Consider the following 15,828-nt stretch of genomic DNA (forward strand, 5'->3'; position numbering starts at 1 on the left):
GGCTAGTCTAAATTATAGCGCTCCAAACATGAACTTTGTGCGAGTTCGTTTTCAATGGCTAGCAGACTGGCCTGGCGCCGTGCAGGTGCCAAGGACTTCTCGGAATCGGTAGTGCCGTCATCCGTTGGGGAAGGGCCGTTAATAAACCGTAGGCCATAATTGGTGCCTACGTCAGAGTCCGTAACATAGACAAACTGTGCAGGCAGACCGCGGATTTCAATCAAGCCAACCGCAGCGCCGCCCGGCTCCGGCGAACACTGAAAATCGAAGTCGAATAGGGCGTGAGGAGCCTGACGCTGGTTGTCCCTATCCGCAAAGCGGCTGATATCGACTGGCTCGTGATGAAAGAAGCCAAGGCCCTGATGATTGAAATTGGTGGGCGTCACCGCAATCGGGCGGCCGTAATAATCCGGTGCGCTGTCCTTCTCGCAGACGCAACGCGGCAACAGCAGGCGCACATGGCAATTCGCGAAGCTGTCACTGCACAGGTAGCGCTGCAGTTTTCTGCGCTCCTGTGGATGGCTACCAGACTCATGGCCGTTTTCGTCGCTCATGACTTGTGCTCATCAAGGGTGGGGTAGTTGAGAATAAGGCCGCCTTCTAAGTGCTTTTGAAGCTTTACGCCAAAGCTGCCGTCAGGGATCTCGCGATTGATGGTGTATATTTTCCCCGTCGAATCCTTCGGCTCCTTCAGCAGGTCGAGCAAAATTTTCTGCTCGAGCTTGCGCTTCTGCGCGTCGAGCACCACCACGATCTTGGGCTTGAGCTTGCTCTTCGGATTCTGCATCACAACGATGCCGACCTCGCCAGTATGCAGTTCCACAATGGAGCCCGGTGGGTAGATGCCGATCATCTTGATGAACTCTTTCGCAAGCTCATCATCGAATTGCGTGCCCCTGAAACGATAGATGATGTCCAGTGCCTCCATGGATGCGCGTCCACGGCTATAGGAGCGATTGGAGGTAATGGCATCGTAGGTGTCCACGATGGCGACCAGCTTGGCGTAGTAGGGAATCTGATTTGCCTTGAGCTTGCGGGGATAGCCATTGCCATCAAGACGTTCATGATGATTGTACGCAACATCCACTGCCTTGTTCAGCATGCCGGGCTGACTCATCAGAATATCCCGGCCGAACTCTGCGTGCCTGCGCATCAGCTCGAATTCGTCTGGCGTCAATGATGTCGGCTTGTTCAACACTTCCAGCGGCACCTTCATCTTGCCGACGTCGTGTAGCATACCGCACAAGCCAATGAGTCGAATCTCGTCCTCAGGCAGACCGAGCCGCTTGGCAAAGGCAGCAGAAAGAATGCAGACGTTGAGGCAGTGCTCGGCCGTATACTCGTCCTGGTTGCGAATCTTCGATAGCCACATGAGGGCGTCATCGTTCCGCAGCAGGCTGTCGACGATATCGTCCACCACTTCCTTGGTCTTGTTGATATCGAGAGTCTTGCCGATGCGAATGCCCGAGAGGATGCTGGTGGCCATGCTCTTGGCGATCTTGTAACTTTCCCTCGCCTTGCCGATTTCCTCACTGACGTCGATCTTGTTGATATACACGAACTGGGGCGTCCGTGTAGCTGTGGCAGCCCGGCCAGGGGCTTGAGCCGGCTTGCGATCGGCAACCTGACCGTACTGCTTGTAAGACTTGCCCTCAACATAAATGAACTGGCACTGTTCACGCAGGGCGTTGATTTCGTCCTGATCCTTGACAACGAAACCCTGAAGCATGAAGTCAGTTTCTTCCCACGGACGATCGAGCCTGATGACATGCATCCCAAGCTGGGCTTCGCTGGCAGGAATCTTTATTTCAAACAGATCTACGCTCATCCAACGAGTATAGGCAGAAGCTGTAAAATCGTAAATTTGTAGTCGAAATGAGCGCCGTTATCTGTAGGCCGCATGGGGTAAAGTTTCTCACATGACTACACTTGTAGGGTCACTAAGGCGCATTTCTGTTTAGCCACGAATGCAACAGCACAGGGAAACACTGGGTGGAAGACGCACAGGAACAGACAGCACCGGCTTCGCCAATCGACGAAGTAAACAGCGGGAGCAGGGGCCTGCCGCCCTGGCTGCAGCGCATCGAACGTTGGTTATGGCTGAATGAACAGGAGAACCGTGGGCGCCTCATGCATGGCCTTTGGCATGCCTGCCGTGTGCTGTTCGCGGTGGTTCGAGACGTTTCGCTCGGCAATATTACCCTCCATGCCATGAGCCTGGTCTATACAACGCTGCTCTCGATCGTACCAATGATCGCGCTCAGCTTTTCGGTGCTCAAGGGTCTGGGTGCCCATAATGATCTCGAGCCCATTCTACACAGCGCCGTGGAGCCACTCGGTGCAGAGGGCGAAGCACTGGTTGGTCAGATACTCGGCTTCGTCGACAACATGCAGGTGGGTGTACTCGGCTCGGTAGGCCTTGGCATGCTGGTGTACACGGTCATTTCGCTTATCCAGAAGGTGGAACGCGCCTTCAATGAGATCTGGCGGGTTGGTCAGGTCCGATCGATGGCGCAGCGTTTCAGCAACTATCTGAGCGTAATCGTGATCGGGCCGGTACTGATCGTTTCGGCGCTCGGCACGACGGCTACGGTGGTGGGATCGGACATGGTCAAGGATCTGCTGACCATCCAGCCCTTCGGCATGTTGTTCTCAATCCTGAGCCGATTAATGCCGTACCTGATGATCATCGCCCTGTTCACCTTCGTGTACGCCTTCATCCCAAATACTCGGGTGAAGTTGCGCTACGCCCTCATCGGCGGCGTAGTGGCCGGTGTAACCTGGCAATCGGCAATTTATGGTTTTACACAGTTCGTCGTCAACTCCAACTACCAGGCCATCTACTCAGGCTTTGCCGTAGGCATATTGCTGCTGATCTGGCTCTACGTGGCTTGGCTGATACTGTTGATGGGGGCCTCGGTGGCGTTTTATTCGCAAAACGCCAAGTACATCACTCGTGAACGTCAGCTCTCAACCAGCGCATGTCTCGATGAGCGTATAGGCCTGGGCCTATTCTTCCAGGTAGCGCGAACCTTTCACGAAGGCCGGGGCGTGTGCCCCCTTACCGAACTCGACAAGACGCTCAGAGCAGGACCGGAGATCAACCACCGCTTGCTGAAGAAACTGGTAAGGGCCGGCCTGCTGGTCTACGCGGGTCCACATGGTGAAGGGCTCACACCTGGGCGTCCGCTCGAGCATATCAGCGTGGCCGAGGTACTGGACGCTGTCAGGAGCCAGGAGCAACTGTTTCCGCTGTATGTGGCGTCAGATATGCAGGCGGCGGAAGTCGTGGCTGAAATAGAGCAGGCGGTGCACAAGAAATATGACTCCATCACGGTGGCGCAGTGGCTCGATCGCCACCACCACTCACCGCACGACGTTGTTAGTTGACAGAACTCGAGGCTTTGCTGTTCATCTCAATCACAGCTCTGATCAAGGGGGTCCATAAGTCTGAGGGGAGCCCACCGCTTGGCGACACGGTAAAGGATAGCGCGCGGGTTTGCTCCACAGTATCGCTATTGGACTTGCGAAGTTGGGCGAAGCCTGCGTACTGATCGCCGAGACGACCCACTTCGAGAAACATCGATTTTCCGGCCGCTTCATCAGAACGGGCCTCTGCCCCACGTACAGATAGGGGCAGTCCTGTGAGCCGCTCCATCCAGCTGCCAATGAGATCAAGCTGCTGCGGACGATAGTCATTCATGCTGAACCTGATGAGTTCCGGCGTATTGCTTAGGAGATTCAGTACCAGATTGACCGGCGCCCTGCTGTCGCTGCTCGGGTTCGGAAGCAGCCCGGAAAACTCGACTGATGTCGGTTCGGCCGAATTGACGGTACTAAAATCGGTCACCACCAGACGATGCTTATGAATCCGAAGCGCGTCGATGCTGGGGACGGGCTTATCACTTTCGATCGTCAATTCACCACCCTCAAGGATGAGCTGCCTGAACCAACAGTTGTCCTGATAGGCCGTGAGTGCCGACAGCTCCATGCTGGTGTTGATGCTGACTTGCTCGTGTGCTGTGGCAAGATCATCAGTCAGGCCACAGAGCGTCAATGCCCCTTCTGCAAGGCCGAGTGTCTGACTGTCGAGGCGAGCCTTCAGGCCCTGAATCGAAAACTGATCGCTGTGGATCTCGAATAGCGTTTGACGCTGCCAATCGAGGAGCAGCTGGGCAGTGGCTGCCTTCGTGCTGATGAAGGATTCTGCGGTCGGGGGAGTGGAGTTGAAACGCAGCGATGTGAGAACCAGCTCGCTACTCGTCTGCAGACGTATTCTTTCGGGTGTCCAGCGTGCATCGTCAGATAACCATTGAAGCTGGTCGACGTCGGCTGCAAACTGTTCCGCACGAAAGTTGAGGGTTCGTTCAGCGCCGGTAGCGTCGGTATAGGCGCCCTGGCCACGCAAGCCAGAGAAGCCTAGCTGTAAATCAATGGCAGTCAGTGCGCGCTTTTCAGCTTCGAACTCCACGACCAGTTCACCCTGCATCGCAAGCTGTCCTTCCATCAGCGCAAGAGTTTCAAGCCCTGGCAACGGCGGCAGAACGAGACCGGCACTTGAAAAAGCGGTGGCCTCGAATTGCAAGTCCTTAAGTTCCAGGTAAAAAATGGCCCCATCAGTTGTCAATTGGGGCCGCACTGATAGCTGGAACGGCCGATCGTTGATTCTCGCGTCGATATCCCAGTTGTGCAGGGGTGTGGCCGCTGCCATGCCGGAGCCGCCACGTTCAGCAGTGTTACCGCCCGTCAGGAGGCTACCGGTAAGCTCGCTAATCCTGAACACTGAACCAGTGTCGCCTAGGCGGGCCTCAAAGTCTTCAAGCTTTACGTTGTGAACAGTAGCCTGGAAGATCGTGCGAGGCAGCTCGAGAGTTGACGGCCAGTCAGCGTCAGAGGGCGAGAGGAACAAGGCGTTTAGCGGCTGCAGCCAACCTTCAGCATCGAGCCCACGTTCAGTATGCTCTATACCGAGTACGGTGGCCGCTGAGTCCACGGCCAACCATCCCCTTTCGAGGGTGAGGCTGCGTTCGAAGAAGTCGATGGTAAGTCGCTCAACCTGACCAGCCTGTATCGGCGCCTGTTTCGATGTAGTTTCTGCAGGACGCAGGCCCAGTTCGAGCTGCTCAACGGTGAGCTGAAGCTTGAGTGGATTGAAGCTGGGCTCTCCACCAAGGCGCTCCAGTGCCAGTGGCGCAAGGTAAGCATCAATGAAGGGGCCGCTATAATAACGAACGAGCAGGGGAGTACCGACCAGGAATACAAAAAGCGCCGACAAGGTCAGCGCAATAAAAGCTCGGCTAAGGGTAAGGAACAAGGCGCTGGTCTCTCAACAGCGCATCACCGCCGAAGACCAGATAGCACATCACAGCGCTCCTCAATCATCTGACGATATTGCTGAACGAGATTCAGCTGTTCCAGAGTCTGGGCACGATTCAGGTAACCGCCGAGTTCCAGCAGTTCTCTGAACAGGCGCCGCTCAGTGCGTGTTCTGGGTTTCACCGGGCTGGCTCCGGCGAGCGAAGAGATCGACATTACGTGGTCATCCTATACTTATCGAAATTACCATGATCAAACATACTACGTGTAGTGATCCCCAATGGGATCTGCGATTACACACTGCTCCGGTCTCTCCGATTCAACATCCTGTACTGATCAAGAAATAAACGGTAAGCAAGTTTTACCGTTTGTTATAGTTTTGTCAAACCTGGTTAACAACAATTGGTGAAGTACTGTGATAGCAAGCCGACACTGACCATCACAGCATGCTCTCGCCGAACACCCAGATCAGCTGTGCCACACCGGCCAGCATGCCGAGTACGCCACCTATCATGATGAGCTTGACCTCATCCTCCTGAAAACATGGGCGCAGCAGGGCCTGGAACTCTTCAGGCGACAGCAGCATCATGCGCTCGCGCATTATGGCCGCTACCGCCGTGGCTCTTGATTTGTTGAACAGCGGATCGTCGAAGGTTTCGTGTGACAACATGATAGCGTGTTCGCCAACCTGTTCTCGCAGTTTTGCGAACCCCGACGGACCAAACGCAATCTGAGTCAGCGGCTTGGTGATGCCAGCTGTCTCATCGACCAGCGGCTTGACATGCTTGCGGATAATGGCCCGCATGTGGCCGGATTGCGGGCCATTCAGCATGAAGTTGAGGATGTTGCCTACGGTGAGTATTTCCTGCGTCACAATATCGCAAAACACGTTCGCCACTTCCGGCTGGCGCTTGAGAAATAGTCCCTGGATCACGAACGGGCCTATCTTGGTCGGTCGGACTGGCCGGAATATGATGTTGAGCGCAATCCAATTGGTTGCCCAGCCGACGATGAATCCGCAAACGGGCAGCACCCACGAGCTGGGATAGAAATACCAGGCCACCATCTGGAACAGTCCGAAAATGAAGCCGAACACAAAACCGCTATTGATAATGAAGCGGAATTCGGCCTCACCGCATTCCTGAAACAGCCTGTTCAGCAGCTCACGATCTGCCTCGAGGCAGTCTGCTACCAGCTTCTTGAGATCCAGGAGAGTGTCTATTTGCAGACCGATATCGGTGACCAGCTTGTCGACCAGTGAGGGCGCGCTCTTTCGCACACGATCGTAAACGATCTTTCTCGCTCTCATGGGCAGGTTTTCCCAGAGCGTCCGATGCTCGCGCGTCATGACATCGTCTACATATTCTTCTACCCGGGGCATCAACGAATCAATGACATGTTGGCTCAGCAGCTCAGGGTCGATCTGCTCGAATATTTCCTGCACCGTCCCGAGCTTGGCTATAGTGGCGTCGACACAGAGGTCAGCCATTTTCCGCGCCTTGGAAGGGATGATGCCCTGCCAGCCAAGGAACGGGGGAATGCCCACGAACTCCAGTGGCTTGAATGTGAGCTTTACGGCGAGCCAATTGGTAATCCAGCCAATGAGCGCCGCGACAACGGGAATTGAGGCGTACTGCAGTAGTTCCGCAGTTGAAAGGTCAGCAGGTGTCATGGTGTATCAGGATGTCCTTTTCCTTTGAACAGCGAACCCATCCGTGCCTGTGCGCCTTCCAGCAGCGACAGCATGATAGGAATGGCAAACAGTATGAGTACCGTAGCGAAGGCCAACCCGAAAGAAATGCTCGAGGCCATTGGGATCAGAAACTGGGCCTGCAACGACGTCTCGAATAGTAACGGCAACAGACCTGCAATAGTAGTCAGCGATGTCAGCAGTACGGCTCGAAGGCGTTGGCAGGTTGCTTCAACCAGGGCTGTGGCGACGGGAATACCCTCACGCCGCAGATCCTGATAGAAGCTCACGAGTATGATCGAGTCATTCACGACTATGCCTGACAGCGCAAAAAATCCAAACAGCGAGAGGATGGTCAGATCCAGGCCCTGAACCCAGTGTCCGAAGACCGCACCGGTGAGACCAAACGGAATCGCGATCATGACCGCCAACGGCCATAGATAAGAAGAAAACACCCAGGCAAGTATCAGGTACATCAGCGAAATACCGAGGACTGCACCCAACAGCATGTCACCACCGGTGTCCCGCTGTTCTTCAGCGCGCCCCTGCAGCTCGTAGCGTACGCCGTGATCGGCCGCTATGGACTGCAGTTCATTTTCTGCCAAGCCCGTGAGAATGGTATTGGCATTGGTGACCGATGCATCCACATCAGCCGTGACGTGAATACCGAGTTTACCTCCGGTGTGGCGGAGCACTTCCAGCCCGCGCCGAGGCTTGATGTCAACGACGTCATCGAGCGGGACGGCAGCCCCTGTTGGGGTAATGATGGGGAAGGTAGCGAGCGTGCGATGATAATCGCGGGCAGCGTCGCTGAGCATGATGCGAACTTCGACTTCCTCTTCCTCATCATGATAGATCTGCAGGAGCTGGCCATCGAAGGCTGAACGCAGCTGCGCACCCACTTCTGCGACCGACAAGCCAAGCGCAGCGCCGGTTGGCGTGAGACTGTAGATGGACTGCTGTCTGCCGTAGGGCAGGTCGTCCTGAATGTTGCTGACGCCTTCGAAATTCGCGAGTACGTCGGTGAGATCGTTGGCTGCCCGTTTCAGGGTCTCTGGCGCAGCACCACTCAGAAAGATGTCGATGTCCTCTCCAGGCGGTCCGCCGCGCGGGCTCGTCATGGAAATCTGTTCGATTCCAGGTGTTTTTGGCAGTGCGTCGCGCCAGGCAGCGATAAGCTCGGTATTCCTGACATCACGCCTGTCGGACGAAATCAGTTCAGCCTGTACGTTGGCATACTGCTCACCCGACTGGAAATTCCTGCCGCCATCGAAGGTGCCCTGGCCAAGCCGTACGACAGAGTGGACTACGAGGTCGGTTTCACCGCCCAGCGACTTGTTGACCCGCTCCAGGGCATGGTCCATTTCCAGTGCGAAAACCCGCACTTCGTCTTCATCGGCACTGGCAACGAATTTGACGCTCGCGGTTATGAGGGTGCTCTCAGGCGTTGGGAAGAAGGTGAATTTGATCTGGCCGGAGGCCAGTAGCGATATGCTGAGCACGAAGCTGCAGAGTATCATCGCCAGGCTCAGGGCTCGGTGCCTGAGTGCAGCCGCCACCAGCGGCCTGAACATATTGTCGCGGAAGTGATTGAAGCCAGCATCCAGCTTGAGGCGCAGCTTACCCGGCTTGCGATGACGGTTCTTTTTGAATGAGCTTTCGAGATGACCCGGCAGTATCAGGAAGCTTTCGATCAGCGATGCAATGATCACGCAAATAATTACGATCGGGATGGCCTTGAGAATGCTGCCGATGATACCGCTGATGAGCATGAGCGGCAGGAAGGCGGCAATCGTCGTGAGCGAAGAGGACATGACGGGTACAAACATGCGCCGGGCGCCGCCCTCTGCCGCCTTCAGCGCACTCTCCCCCTTGGTGTAGTGGGTGAGCGCATCTTCGCCTACCACAATGGCATCGTCGACTATGATACCCAGCGCCATGATCAGCGCGAACAGGCTGACCATATTGATACTGCCACCGATAAGGTAGAGCACGAACAGGGTACCCATGAAGCTGACCGGTATGCCGACGGCTACCCAGAAGGCCACGCGGCCATTGAGGAATATGAACAGGATGGCGACAACCAGTACCAGACCCCCAAGGCCGTTCTTCAGCAGTAGGTCGATGCGCTCCTGTATGAGCACATAGGCTTCGCTGAAAGGCAGCACTTCGATGCTCGGGGGCAGGGTGCCTTCGATATCTGCCAGCCAGGTCTGCAGAATGGCGGCGTTCTCAAGTGTGTCGGCATTTTCGGTACGCAGCAGTTTCATCAGTACTGCCGGCTTGTCGTCGTACAGGACCTCAACCGTCTGGTCTTTGGAGCGACGTTCTACCTCGGCGATATCGCCAAGCCGCAACTGTTCACCGCTGGTTGTCGTCAGCAGTGCGAGCTGGCGGAAGCTTTCTGCATCGCGCTTCTGTTCGAGCGAGCGCAGCTCGCGCGCCGCCTCCTTGCGTCCTGTCGTGCCGGCGGGAATGTCCTGACTCTGGTTGACGATCAAGCGCCCGATGGCCGGTATTGGCCTTTGTAGATCGATGATGTCGGCGGTATCGAGTTGGATCGCGAGCTCCTCTTCAGGCAACCCGGTAAACTCGATCTTGGCAATACCGCGTTCGAGCAGCTGATCTTCCAGATCTCTTGCCACCGCTCTCAACTCGGCTAGCGAGCCTTCCGAGGTGACGATCAGCGTCGCCACGTCCTCATGGCGATTGAAGGTGCGTATCTGCGGATCCTCTGCCTCCGCCGGCAGATTTCTCACCAGGCTCACCCGGTCCTTAACGTTATCGAGGGCAATGCTCATATTGCTGCCTTCCTCGTACTCCAGCACGATCGAGGCGAAACCACGTGCTGATGTACTCCGCATCTCCTTGACGTTGTCCAGATCCTGCAGCTCCTGTTCGAGCGGCGAGGTGATGGAGCGTGCGACGTCTTCTGCAGAGGCGCCCGGCCATACGACACGTACGGTAATGAAGTCCAGCGCGAAGGTGGGGAAGAACTGGGTATTGAGCTTGATAAGGCCGACAACGCCTGCCATCAGCATGATGATCATCAGCAGATTGGCGGCGACCTTGTGCTGGGCAAAGAGGCCGATCAGGTCATTGCGGTGTTGGCCAGCATTCTGGATCATCGCACAGTTGCCGATGAGTCACTGGGTTCACGAACCTTGACGAGCTGGCCGGTCGTGGCTGTGGGCAGCTGTGTTGCAACGACCTGTACGCCATCCATATCCACGACATCCGTAGCTGACCCGCCTGTATCGAAGCGGAATATTACCTGCTCCAGACCCTTCGGCCCGGTAAAGCGGCCGAGCCTTGTTATGGCCCGAGGCTGCATGCGACCGTCTTCTACGATATAGACGGTGTTATCGCCATAAATCGCCGACTCCGGAACGGTGTACACCTTCTCAAGCGGTGGCAGGCTCAGGATGACTGGCACGGCCTTGTTGACTGAAAACGGCGGCTCACTCACGAAGGCGAAAAAAGCATCGATGCCGCCGGTGCCAGCGTTGGTTTGCGCAGCCATGCGCTTGAGTAGCAGCTCATGAGCTTTGCCGAAAACAAGAGCCTGGGCGCGTGAGAGTGTTTTACGCTCATCTTGACGACCCGCGGTCAAGGCACGCTGCACGGCCGGTACCCAACGGTTTGGAATCTGCGCACGAACTTCCAGGCTATCCAGCCCAACCAGCTGCATTAGCGGCTCCGACACATTGACACGATCACCCGCTGCGACGTTCACGGACGCAACACGGGCATCGAAAGGGGCGAGCAGTTCGACTTGCGCATAATCCAGCTCTGCCAGTGCCAACTGGGCCTCGGCACGATCAAGCCGGGCCTGAAGCTGGGCCAGCTGGTTTTCAGCGTTTTGGACAGCGAACTCTCGGTTGACGAGGGCGAGCTGCTGCTGAGCCAGCGCAATCTGCTTTGCCTCCAGCTGCTCCTGCGAGCTTACGTTGGCGCGCGACAACGACTCCTGTCGCTTTACAGCCTTTTCATTGAGCGCCAGCAGGCGTTGTTCGGTTTTAAGTGCCGCACGATCGGCTGCGGCCCTTGCGCTCTGTTCCGCGATGAGCGCTTTCAGCTCAGCGACTTCGCTTCGGCGCTGGGTCAGCGGCACGACCGCCTCGGCTTCATTGAAGCTGAGCAATGGCTCTCCGGCGACCACATTGTCACCTTCGAGCACGTGCAGTGTTTCAACTGTAGCGTTCAGGCGGCTACGAACCTGTGTCTGCTGCGTCGATTCTATAACGCCCAATAGCGGAACTTCCGGCGCGATGTTCTGCTGCTTGAGTACACGAACGTCAACCGTAAAGCTGTTCTCGACCACCTCACGCTGGGGCGGCTGGCTACGGGTGGCGAACATGAAATAAACAAGACCTGCGGTAATAAGTACGACAAGCAGCCCCCAGGGCCACAGACGCCGCTTCTGTTCATGCATTCGAAGTTTTCCTGAGATCGCCTGCCTGCCATTGCAGGATCGTAAGCGCCGCGAGCGGCGCCGTTTCGGTACGGAGTATTCTGGGCCCCAGCGTCCACGCCTGATAACCAGTCTTCAACGCAGCATCGACTTCGTCTTCGCTGAAGCCCCCCTCAGGGCCCACCAACAGACACGGCTCGGCAATACCTGCCGCCATCGGGTTGAGTTGCGCTGCGTCGGCATTGGCTGGGTGAAGAATGAAACCTCGGTGGCCTTCATCCAGCCAGGCATGCAGCTGGGTGAAGGGGAGGATTTCAGGGATATCACTGCGGCCACATTGTTCTGCCGCGGAAATAGCGATTTGCTGCCAGTGGCGTAGCCGCTTGGCCCTTCTATCCTCATCGAGCTTGACATCGCAGCGGCTGGTCAGCAGAGGCACAATGCGGTGCACGCCAAGTTCGGTCGCTTTCTGAATGGCAAAGTCCATCCGATCACCTTTGGACACGCCTTGCGCGAGCGTAATGCGACAGGGGGAAGGCTGCAGGCCTGGTGTCTCGTTCTGTAGCTGAACGCTCAGGCTTCGTTTTGAACCAGCACCGATGATGGCCTCAAATTCGCTACCAAGGCCGTCGAACAGCACGATGCTATCGCCCTCACGAAGCCGCAATACCGTAGCGAGATAATGGGCGGTCTGACCTGTGAGCTGGAGCTGTCTGTCCGGCTGCGCCATGGTTGCCGCGAGGCCACCATGTTCAGCTGGATCGATATAGATGCGGGAGGTTCTCATGCGATGCGACTAGTGATCCTGAAACGACTGCCAATTGAGCGTGCCTCAGTCTACCGCGCCATCGCAAGTGAGAACATCCTTTTGCCGGACCTTCTGGCCGAAGTGTCAGAGCCGGGCCTCCACGGTCCAGACTCTGTGATCTGCTCAGGCTAGTACGTGCAAGTAATCACGATATCGTCAACGTAGTTCGGCGTCGCATCAGCGGGGGGCATGGTGCCAGTAGCGCCGGATGTGACTTCGCACGAAGCGTTGTCCAGACCACCGTATTGAGCAGCGATTGAATACGTTTCTCCAGGAGCAAGTCCCAACGGCATGGTGAACGCTCCGGGCGTGGTAACCGAATGAAAATCGAAATTGACGTTATTTTCGATTTGAAGTGCATCCGATTCAACCAGTCCGACCACGGTGCCGCCCAAAGACCCAGCAACGGGATCATTTCCACCCCCATTGCTGCTGGAGCACGTGATTGACACGTTTGATATATTGGCATTTCCCATTGTTCCACTGGCGTTTACGATCGGATCACAGCTGATACCGGCCGACGTGCCCGTAATGCTGAGTGAATAGCTTGTGCCCGGCTGCAGATAGCGGGTAACGAAACTTGTCGTTCCGCTGGTCCCCGTTACCTGAAGCGCACTGTCACCTGCATTTGTGCTCAGTAGCATGTTGAGGGTCGCGCTTTCATCAAGGCCTGATATAACGCCAGAAAGTGTTGCGCCTGTACAGGCGATATCGGCTATCACACCCAGTGGATTGGGGTTGCCTGCGCTCGTGCTCAACACGCAGCTGAGGCCTGAAGGGGCGCCGAGCACAGACAATTGATAGTTCCCTGTGAATAATTCGGCAAAACTGTAAGCGCCGTTAGTTGTTATGCTGATGAGTGCAGACCCAAGATCGCTGTCGATATTCGAAAGAGTAATCGTCTCTCCGCTCGGGAGACCTGATGCAACGCCCGAAATACGGAACTGCGGGATTGGTAAGCACAGCACTCGGATATCATTGATAACGTTGCTGTCGCGACTGAAAGGGATACTGCCTGCGCCATTCTCAACACTGCACTCAAGTCGCGCCGGGTTCTGGTTCAGCACAGTGACCTCGTAGGCGGTAGCGAATGCGAGCTTGGTTGTGAATGCGAAGCTACCGTTGGCATTGATGGCAATTGCCTCATCCCCGCTTGCCAAGGTAAGCGACTGGTCAGGGGCCAGTCCGCTCACGGTCCCTGAGAGCGTCATATCCATCGGCTCGTAAACGACGCAGTTGATGGCAACATCTTTGATGCTGCCGACTGGCACAACACCACTGGCATTGCCCAACTCACACTCGTAGCCGATGGCGCCCGCAGGATTCTTCAGCGTAATCTCATAGCCCGCACCAATACGGGTATTCCCAATGAACTTCCAGGAGCCATTGGAACCGAGTTTTAAAGTTTCAGTGGTCGATGTACTGTCGGTGAGCGTCAGAGTGAGCGCCAGCTCTTCCCCAGCAGGCATACCAGTTAACGTGCCGCCGATACGTTGGAAGTCATTGGTGTTGAGAAGGTTAATCAAATCGTTCCGACATGCGTTGACTTTACAGAGCTTTTCCTTGGCTTCAACCGACAGTTTGGCGAGTTCTGAACTGATGTGGGCCGCTGCCGTGGTTTTGTCTACCAGCGTAAACGTTTTGCCTGAGAAGTCTGCCAGTTTCGAGAACAGCGCGTTTGCCGAAGCGGCAAACTGTTCATCCGTACCGGCTAGGTTCACATCGATACCGAGCGCCTTTAGATCAGGCAGTCTGATGCGAGTCGTAGACTCTCCGGTATTGAGGGATTGCAGCAGCTGTGCGATGCGCAGGCCCTTTTCTGCGTCGTCGCCAAGGGCAGCTAACTGGTAGACATGCGTGGTTGTTTCACAATCGACTCGGCCAAGCGCCAGATTTCCCAGATAGAAAGTGACCTTGGAGCCAGTCTTACACCGGTACCCACCACTGCTATCGGTGTAACGCATTGTTGAGTTCGTCTCGAGAATCAATGACTGCTTCGACGTGTCGCTACTGGCATCGACACTGTGGTTCGCAAGGCCATGCTTGTTTGGCTCACCAGCCAAAGCCAGTGTGCCCCCATCCGGCGAAATATAAGCCGAGTGCAAGGGATTGCTTGAACCTCCTCGCGCGCTCCAGTTTCTGCCACCATTGTCAGAAAACAGAAGACTGCCATCTTCCCGTGTGACGTACATGAGCAAACCGTCAGCGGACGTAGAAAGGCTTCGTCCGATAAAGCTGGGTGGGCGATTTGTATCGAAGAAACCTGGCCGAGCGCCTACAGTGCCCCAAGTGGCGCCGAAGTCCGAAGTGATCCTGAGAAATGTCGGAGAAGCGAACACGATGCGAGAGCCATCCGAAGACGAAGCTACGCGACCGAAAAGTTTGCCACTACCGAAGAAGCTATTTTCAAGGGAATCCAGCGTCTTGCGGAAGGTCTTGCCCCCGTCTGCTGATTGATACAGGTTAGATGCGCCCTGGGAGACATAGGCTATATGCATTCCATCGGCCGAAACGGTCACATCTTCCACGCTGGCGAAAGTCGAGTTATCACCGCCGCTGTTTAGCAGGTCGGTCCATGTTTTGCCCATATCTGCAGATTTTGCAATGCAGTCAGAAACGAAGAGCCCATTAAAGAATGAAGATCTACCGACTATGTACAGTAATCCAGACGCGCCTGGAGCAAGCACTTGCCTGATCGAGGTACACGGTGAAGAGTCGGTTTGCTCAGCCCAGGTCGCTCCTCTGTCGGAGGACACGACCAATCTTTTGTCGGCAGTGCCTGCAACAAGGAAGTCACCACCGGGCGACACGGCCACCGCGGACCAGGTAATGCCTTCGTCAGTATCAGAAACGTTCTGCCAGGTTCTACCGCTGTCCTTGGAAAACGCAAGATTGTGGGGTGCGATACCGAAGCCGAGCTGTATCGTGCCATCGCTCGACATGCCGAACTGATAGCGCCCGTCGTAGTTGAGTTGGGGGCCCGCGACGAGGCCTTTGCTTGTGTAGCCCAAGCCCTCTACAGGCGCATCTATGAAGACCCCTGAGCGTTTATCTCGAGACCCAGAATCGTCATTGCACGCAGTAAGGATGAATGAGAATGCCAAGGCTCCGGCAACTGTCAAGTGCCGTGAATACTTGTGAATTTTCCGCATAATGGGTTCTCCGGCCAAAACGAATGGTGGCCGTCACCTGCGGCGTCACTTTCTGGAGTGTAGACTCAAAGAATGCGCCCACATTGAGCAGCATCAAAACGTTACAAAACGTCCACAACGAGCCGCAGCGCTGCTCTTTCGATTCGAACTCGAGGCAAGAGCAATGACCTCCCTCTCCGCGAGGATGCGATAGTCCGGTGAAAGCCACAGGCCATTGGCGTGCCAGGCGGCGTAGCCCTTCCAGCCGAAGGTGTCCAGCGCGTATTCATCTGACTGCCTGATCAGCCTTTGGTCTGTCTCGCCATGCTCGGACTCGACAGACTCCAGGATGCTCATCGCCTGCTTTCTGTGTTTTTTATGATAGGCCCAGTTTTCCAGTCCCTTTATCAGGGTCCTTGCCGTCTGTTTCATTACTCATCAATCCACAGATTAACGGTTGTGTGCTGAA

The 15,828-nt window shown here is 55.9% G+C and carries 11 protein-coding genes; 1 reads left to right on the forward strand and 10 read right to left on the reverse strand.

Annotation, left to right across the window (positions count from 1 at the left end; genetic code table 11):
- Positions 1 to 2: 2 nt before the first annotated feature.
- Together ACH3PB_RS20445 and ACH3PB_RS20450 are read right to left on the reverse strand one after the other, a co-directional pair.
- On the reverse strand, positions 3 to 554 hold the full coding sequence (locus tag ACH3PB_RS20445) for a hypothetical protein (protein WP_416397336.1): 552 nt from the start codon (positions 552 to 554) through the stop codon (positions 3 to 5).
- Entirely contained in the window at positions 551 to 1,828 is a 1,278-nt protein-coding gene (locus ACH3PB_RS20450; protein WP_416397337.1) for an HD-GYP domain-containing protein, read from the reverse strand. The genes ACH3PB_RS20445 and ACH3PB_RS20450 overlap by 4 nt, the downstream gene beginning before the upstream one ends.
- Before the next feature lie 164 nt (positions 1,829 to 1,992).
- Between ACH3PB_RS20450 and ACH3PB_RS20455 the strand changes: the two genes are divergently transcribed.
- Positions 1,993 to 3,390 (forward strand): YhjD/YihY/BrkB family envelope integrity protein, encoded by a 1,398-nt coding sequence (locus ACH3PB_RS20455; protein WP_416397338.1) that lies wholly within the window; start codon positions 1,993 to 1,995, stop codon positions 3,388 to 3,390.
- Here the strand turns inward: ACH3PB_RS20455 and ACH3PB_RS20460 are convergent.
- From ACH3PB_RS20460 to ACH3PB_RS20495, 8 genes are all read right to left on the reverse strand, one after another.
- Positions 3,383 to 5,314, reverse strand: coding sequence for a hypothetical protein (locus ACH3PB_RS20460; RefSeq protein ID WP_416397339.1), 1,932 nt, complete (start codon positions 5,312 to 5,314; stop codon positions 3,383 to 3,385). The two genes, ACH3PB_RS20455 and ACH3PB_RS20460, sit on opposite strands and share 8 nt — an antisense overlap.
- 23 nt (positions 5,315 to 5,337) lie before the next feature.
- Positions 5,338 to 5,532: a hypothetical protein gene (locus ACH3PB_RS20465; RefSeq protein ID WP_416397340.1), complete on the reverse strand. Its 195-nt coding sequence runs from the start codon at positions 5,530 to 5,532 to the stop codon at positions 5,338 to 5,340.
- A gap of 223 nt (positions 5,533 to 5,755) precedes the next feature.
- Positions 5,756 to 6,988, reverse strand: coding sequence for a DUF445 domain-containing protein (locus ACH3PB_RS20470; protein WP_416397341.1), 1,233 nt, complete (start codon positions 6,986 to 6,988; stop codon positions 5,756 to 5,758).
- Complete coding sequence (locus ACH3PB_RS20475) at positions 6,985 to 10,134, reverse strand: efflux RND transporter permease subunit (protein WP_416397342.1); 3,150 nt, start codon at positions 10,132 to 10,134, stop codon at positions 6,985 to 6,987. Before ACH3PB_RS20475 ends, ACH3PB_RS20470 begins: the two co-directional genes overlap by 4 nt.
- Complete coding sequence (locus ACH3PB_RS20480; RefSeq protein ID WP_416397343.1) at positions 10,131 to 11,441, reverse strand: efflux RND transporter periplasmic adaptor subunit; 1,311 nt, start codon at positions 11,439 to 11,441, stop codon at positions 10,131 to 10,133. The genes ACH3PB_RS20475 and ACH3PB_RS20480 overlap by 4 nt, the downstream gene beginning before the upstream one ends.
- Positions 11,434 to 12,207: a 16S rRNA (uracil(1498)-N(3))-methyltransferase gene (locus tag ACH3PB_RS20485; RefSeq protein WP_416397344.1), complete on the reverse strand. Its 774-nt coding sequence runs from the start codon at positions 12,205 to 12,207 to the stop codon at positions 11,434 to 11,436. The genes ACH3PB_RS20480 and ACH3PB_RS20485 overlap by 8 nt, the downstream gene beginning before the upstream one ends.
- Before the next feature lie 149 nt (positions 12,208 to 12,356).
- Positions 12,357 to 15,239: a WD40/YVTN/BNR-like repeat-containing protein gene (locus tag ACH3PB_RS20490; RefSeq protein ID WP_416397345.1), complete on the reverse strand. Its 2,883-nt coding sequence runs from the start codon at positions 15,237 to 15,239 to the stop codon at positions 12,357 to 12,359.
- Between the two features lie 234 nt (positions 15,240 to 15,473).
- On the reverse strand, positions 15,474 to 15,791 hold the full coding sequence (locus ACH3PB_RS20495; protein WP_416397346.1) for a hypothetical protein: 318 nt from the start codon (positions 15,789 to 15,791) through the stop codon (positions 15,474 to 15,476).
- Positions 15,792 to 15,828: the final 37 nt, after the last annotated feature.

This window comes from Allohahella sp. A8 (assembly GCF_047946665.1).
Lineage (GTDB): Bacteria > Pseudomonadota > Gammaproteobacteria > Pseudomonadales > Oleiphilaceae > Allohahella.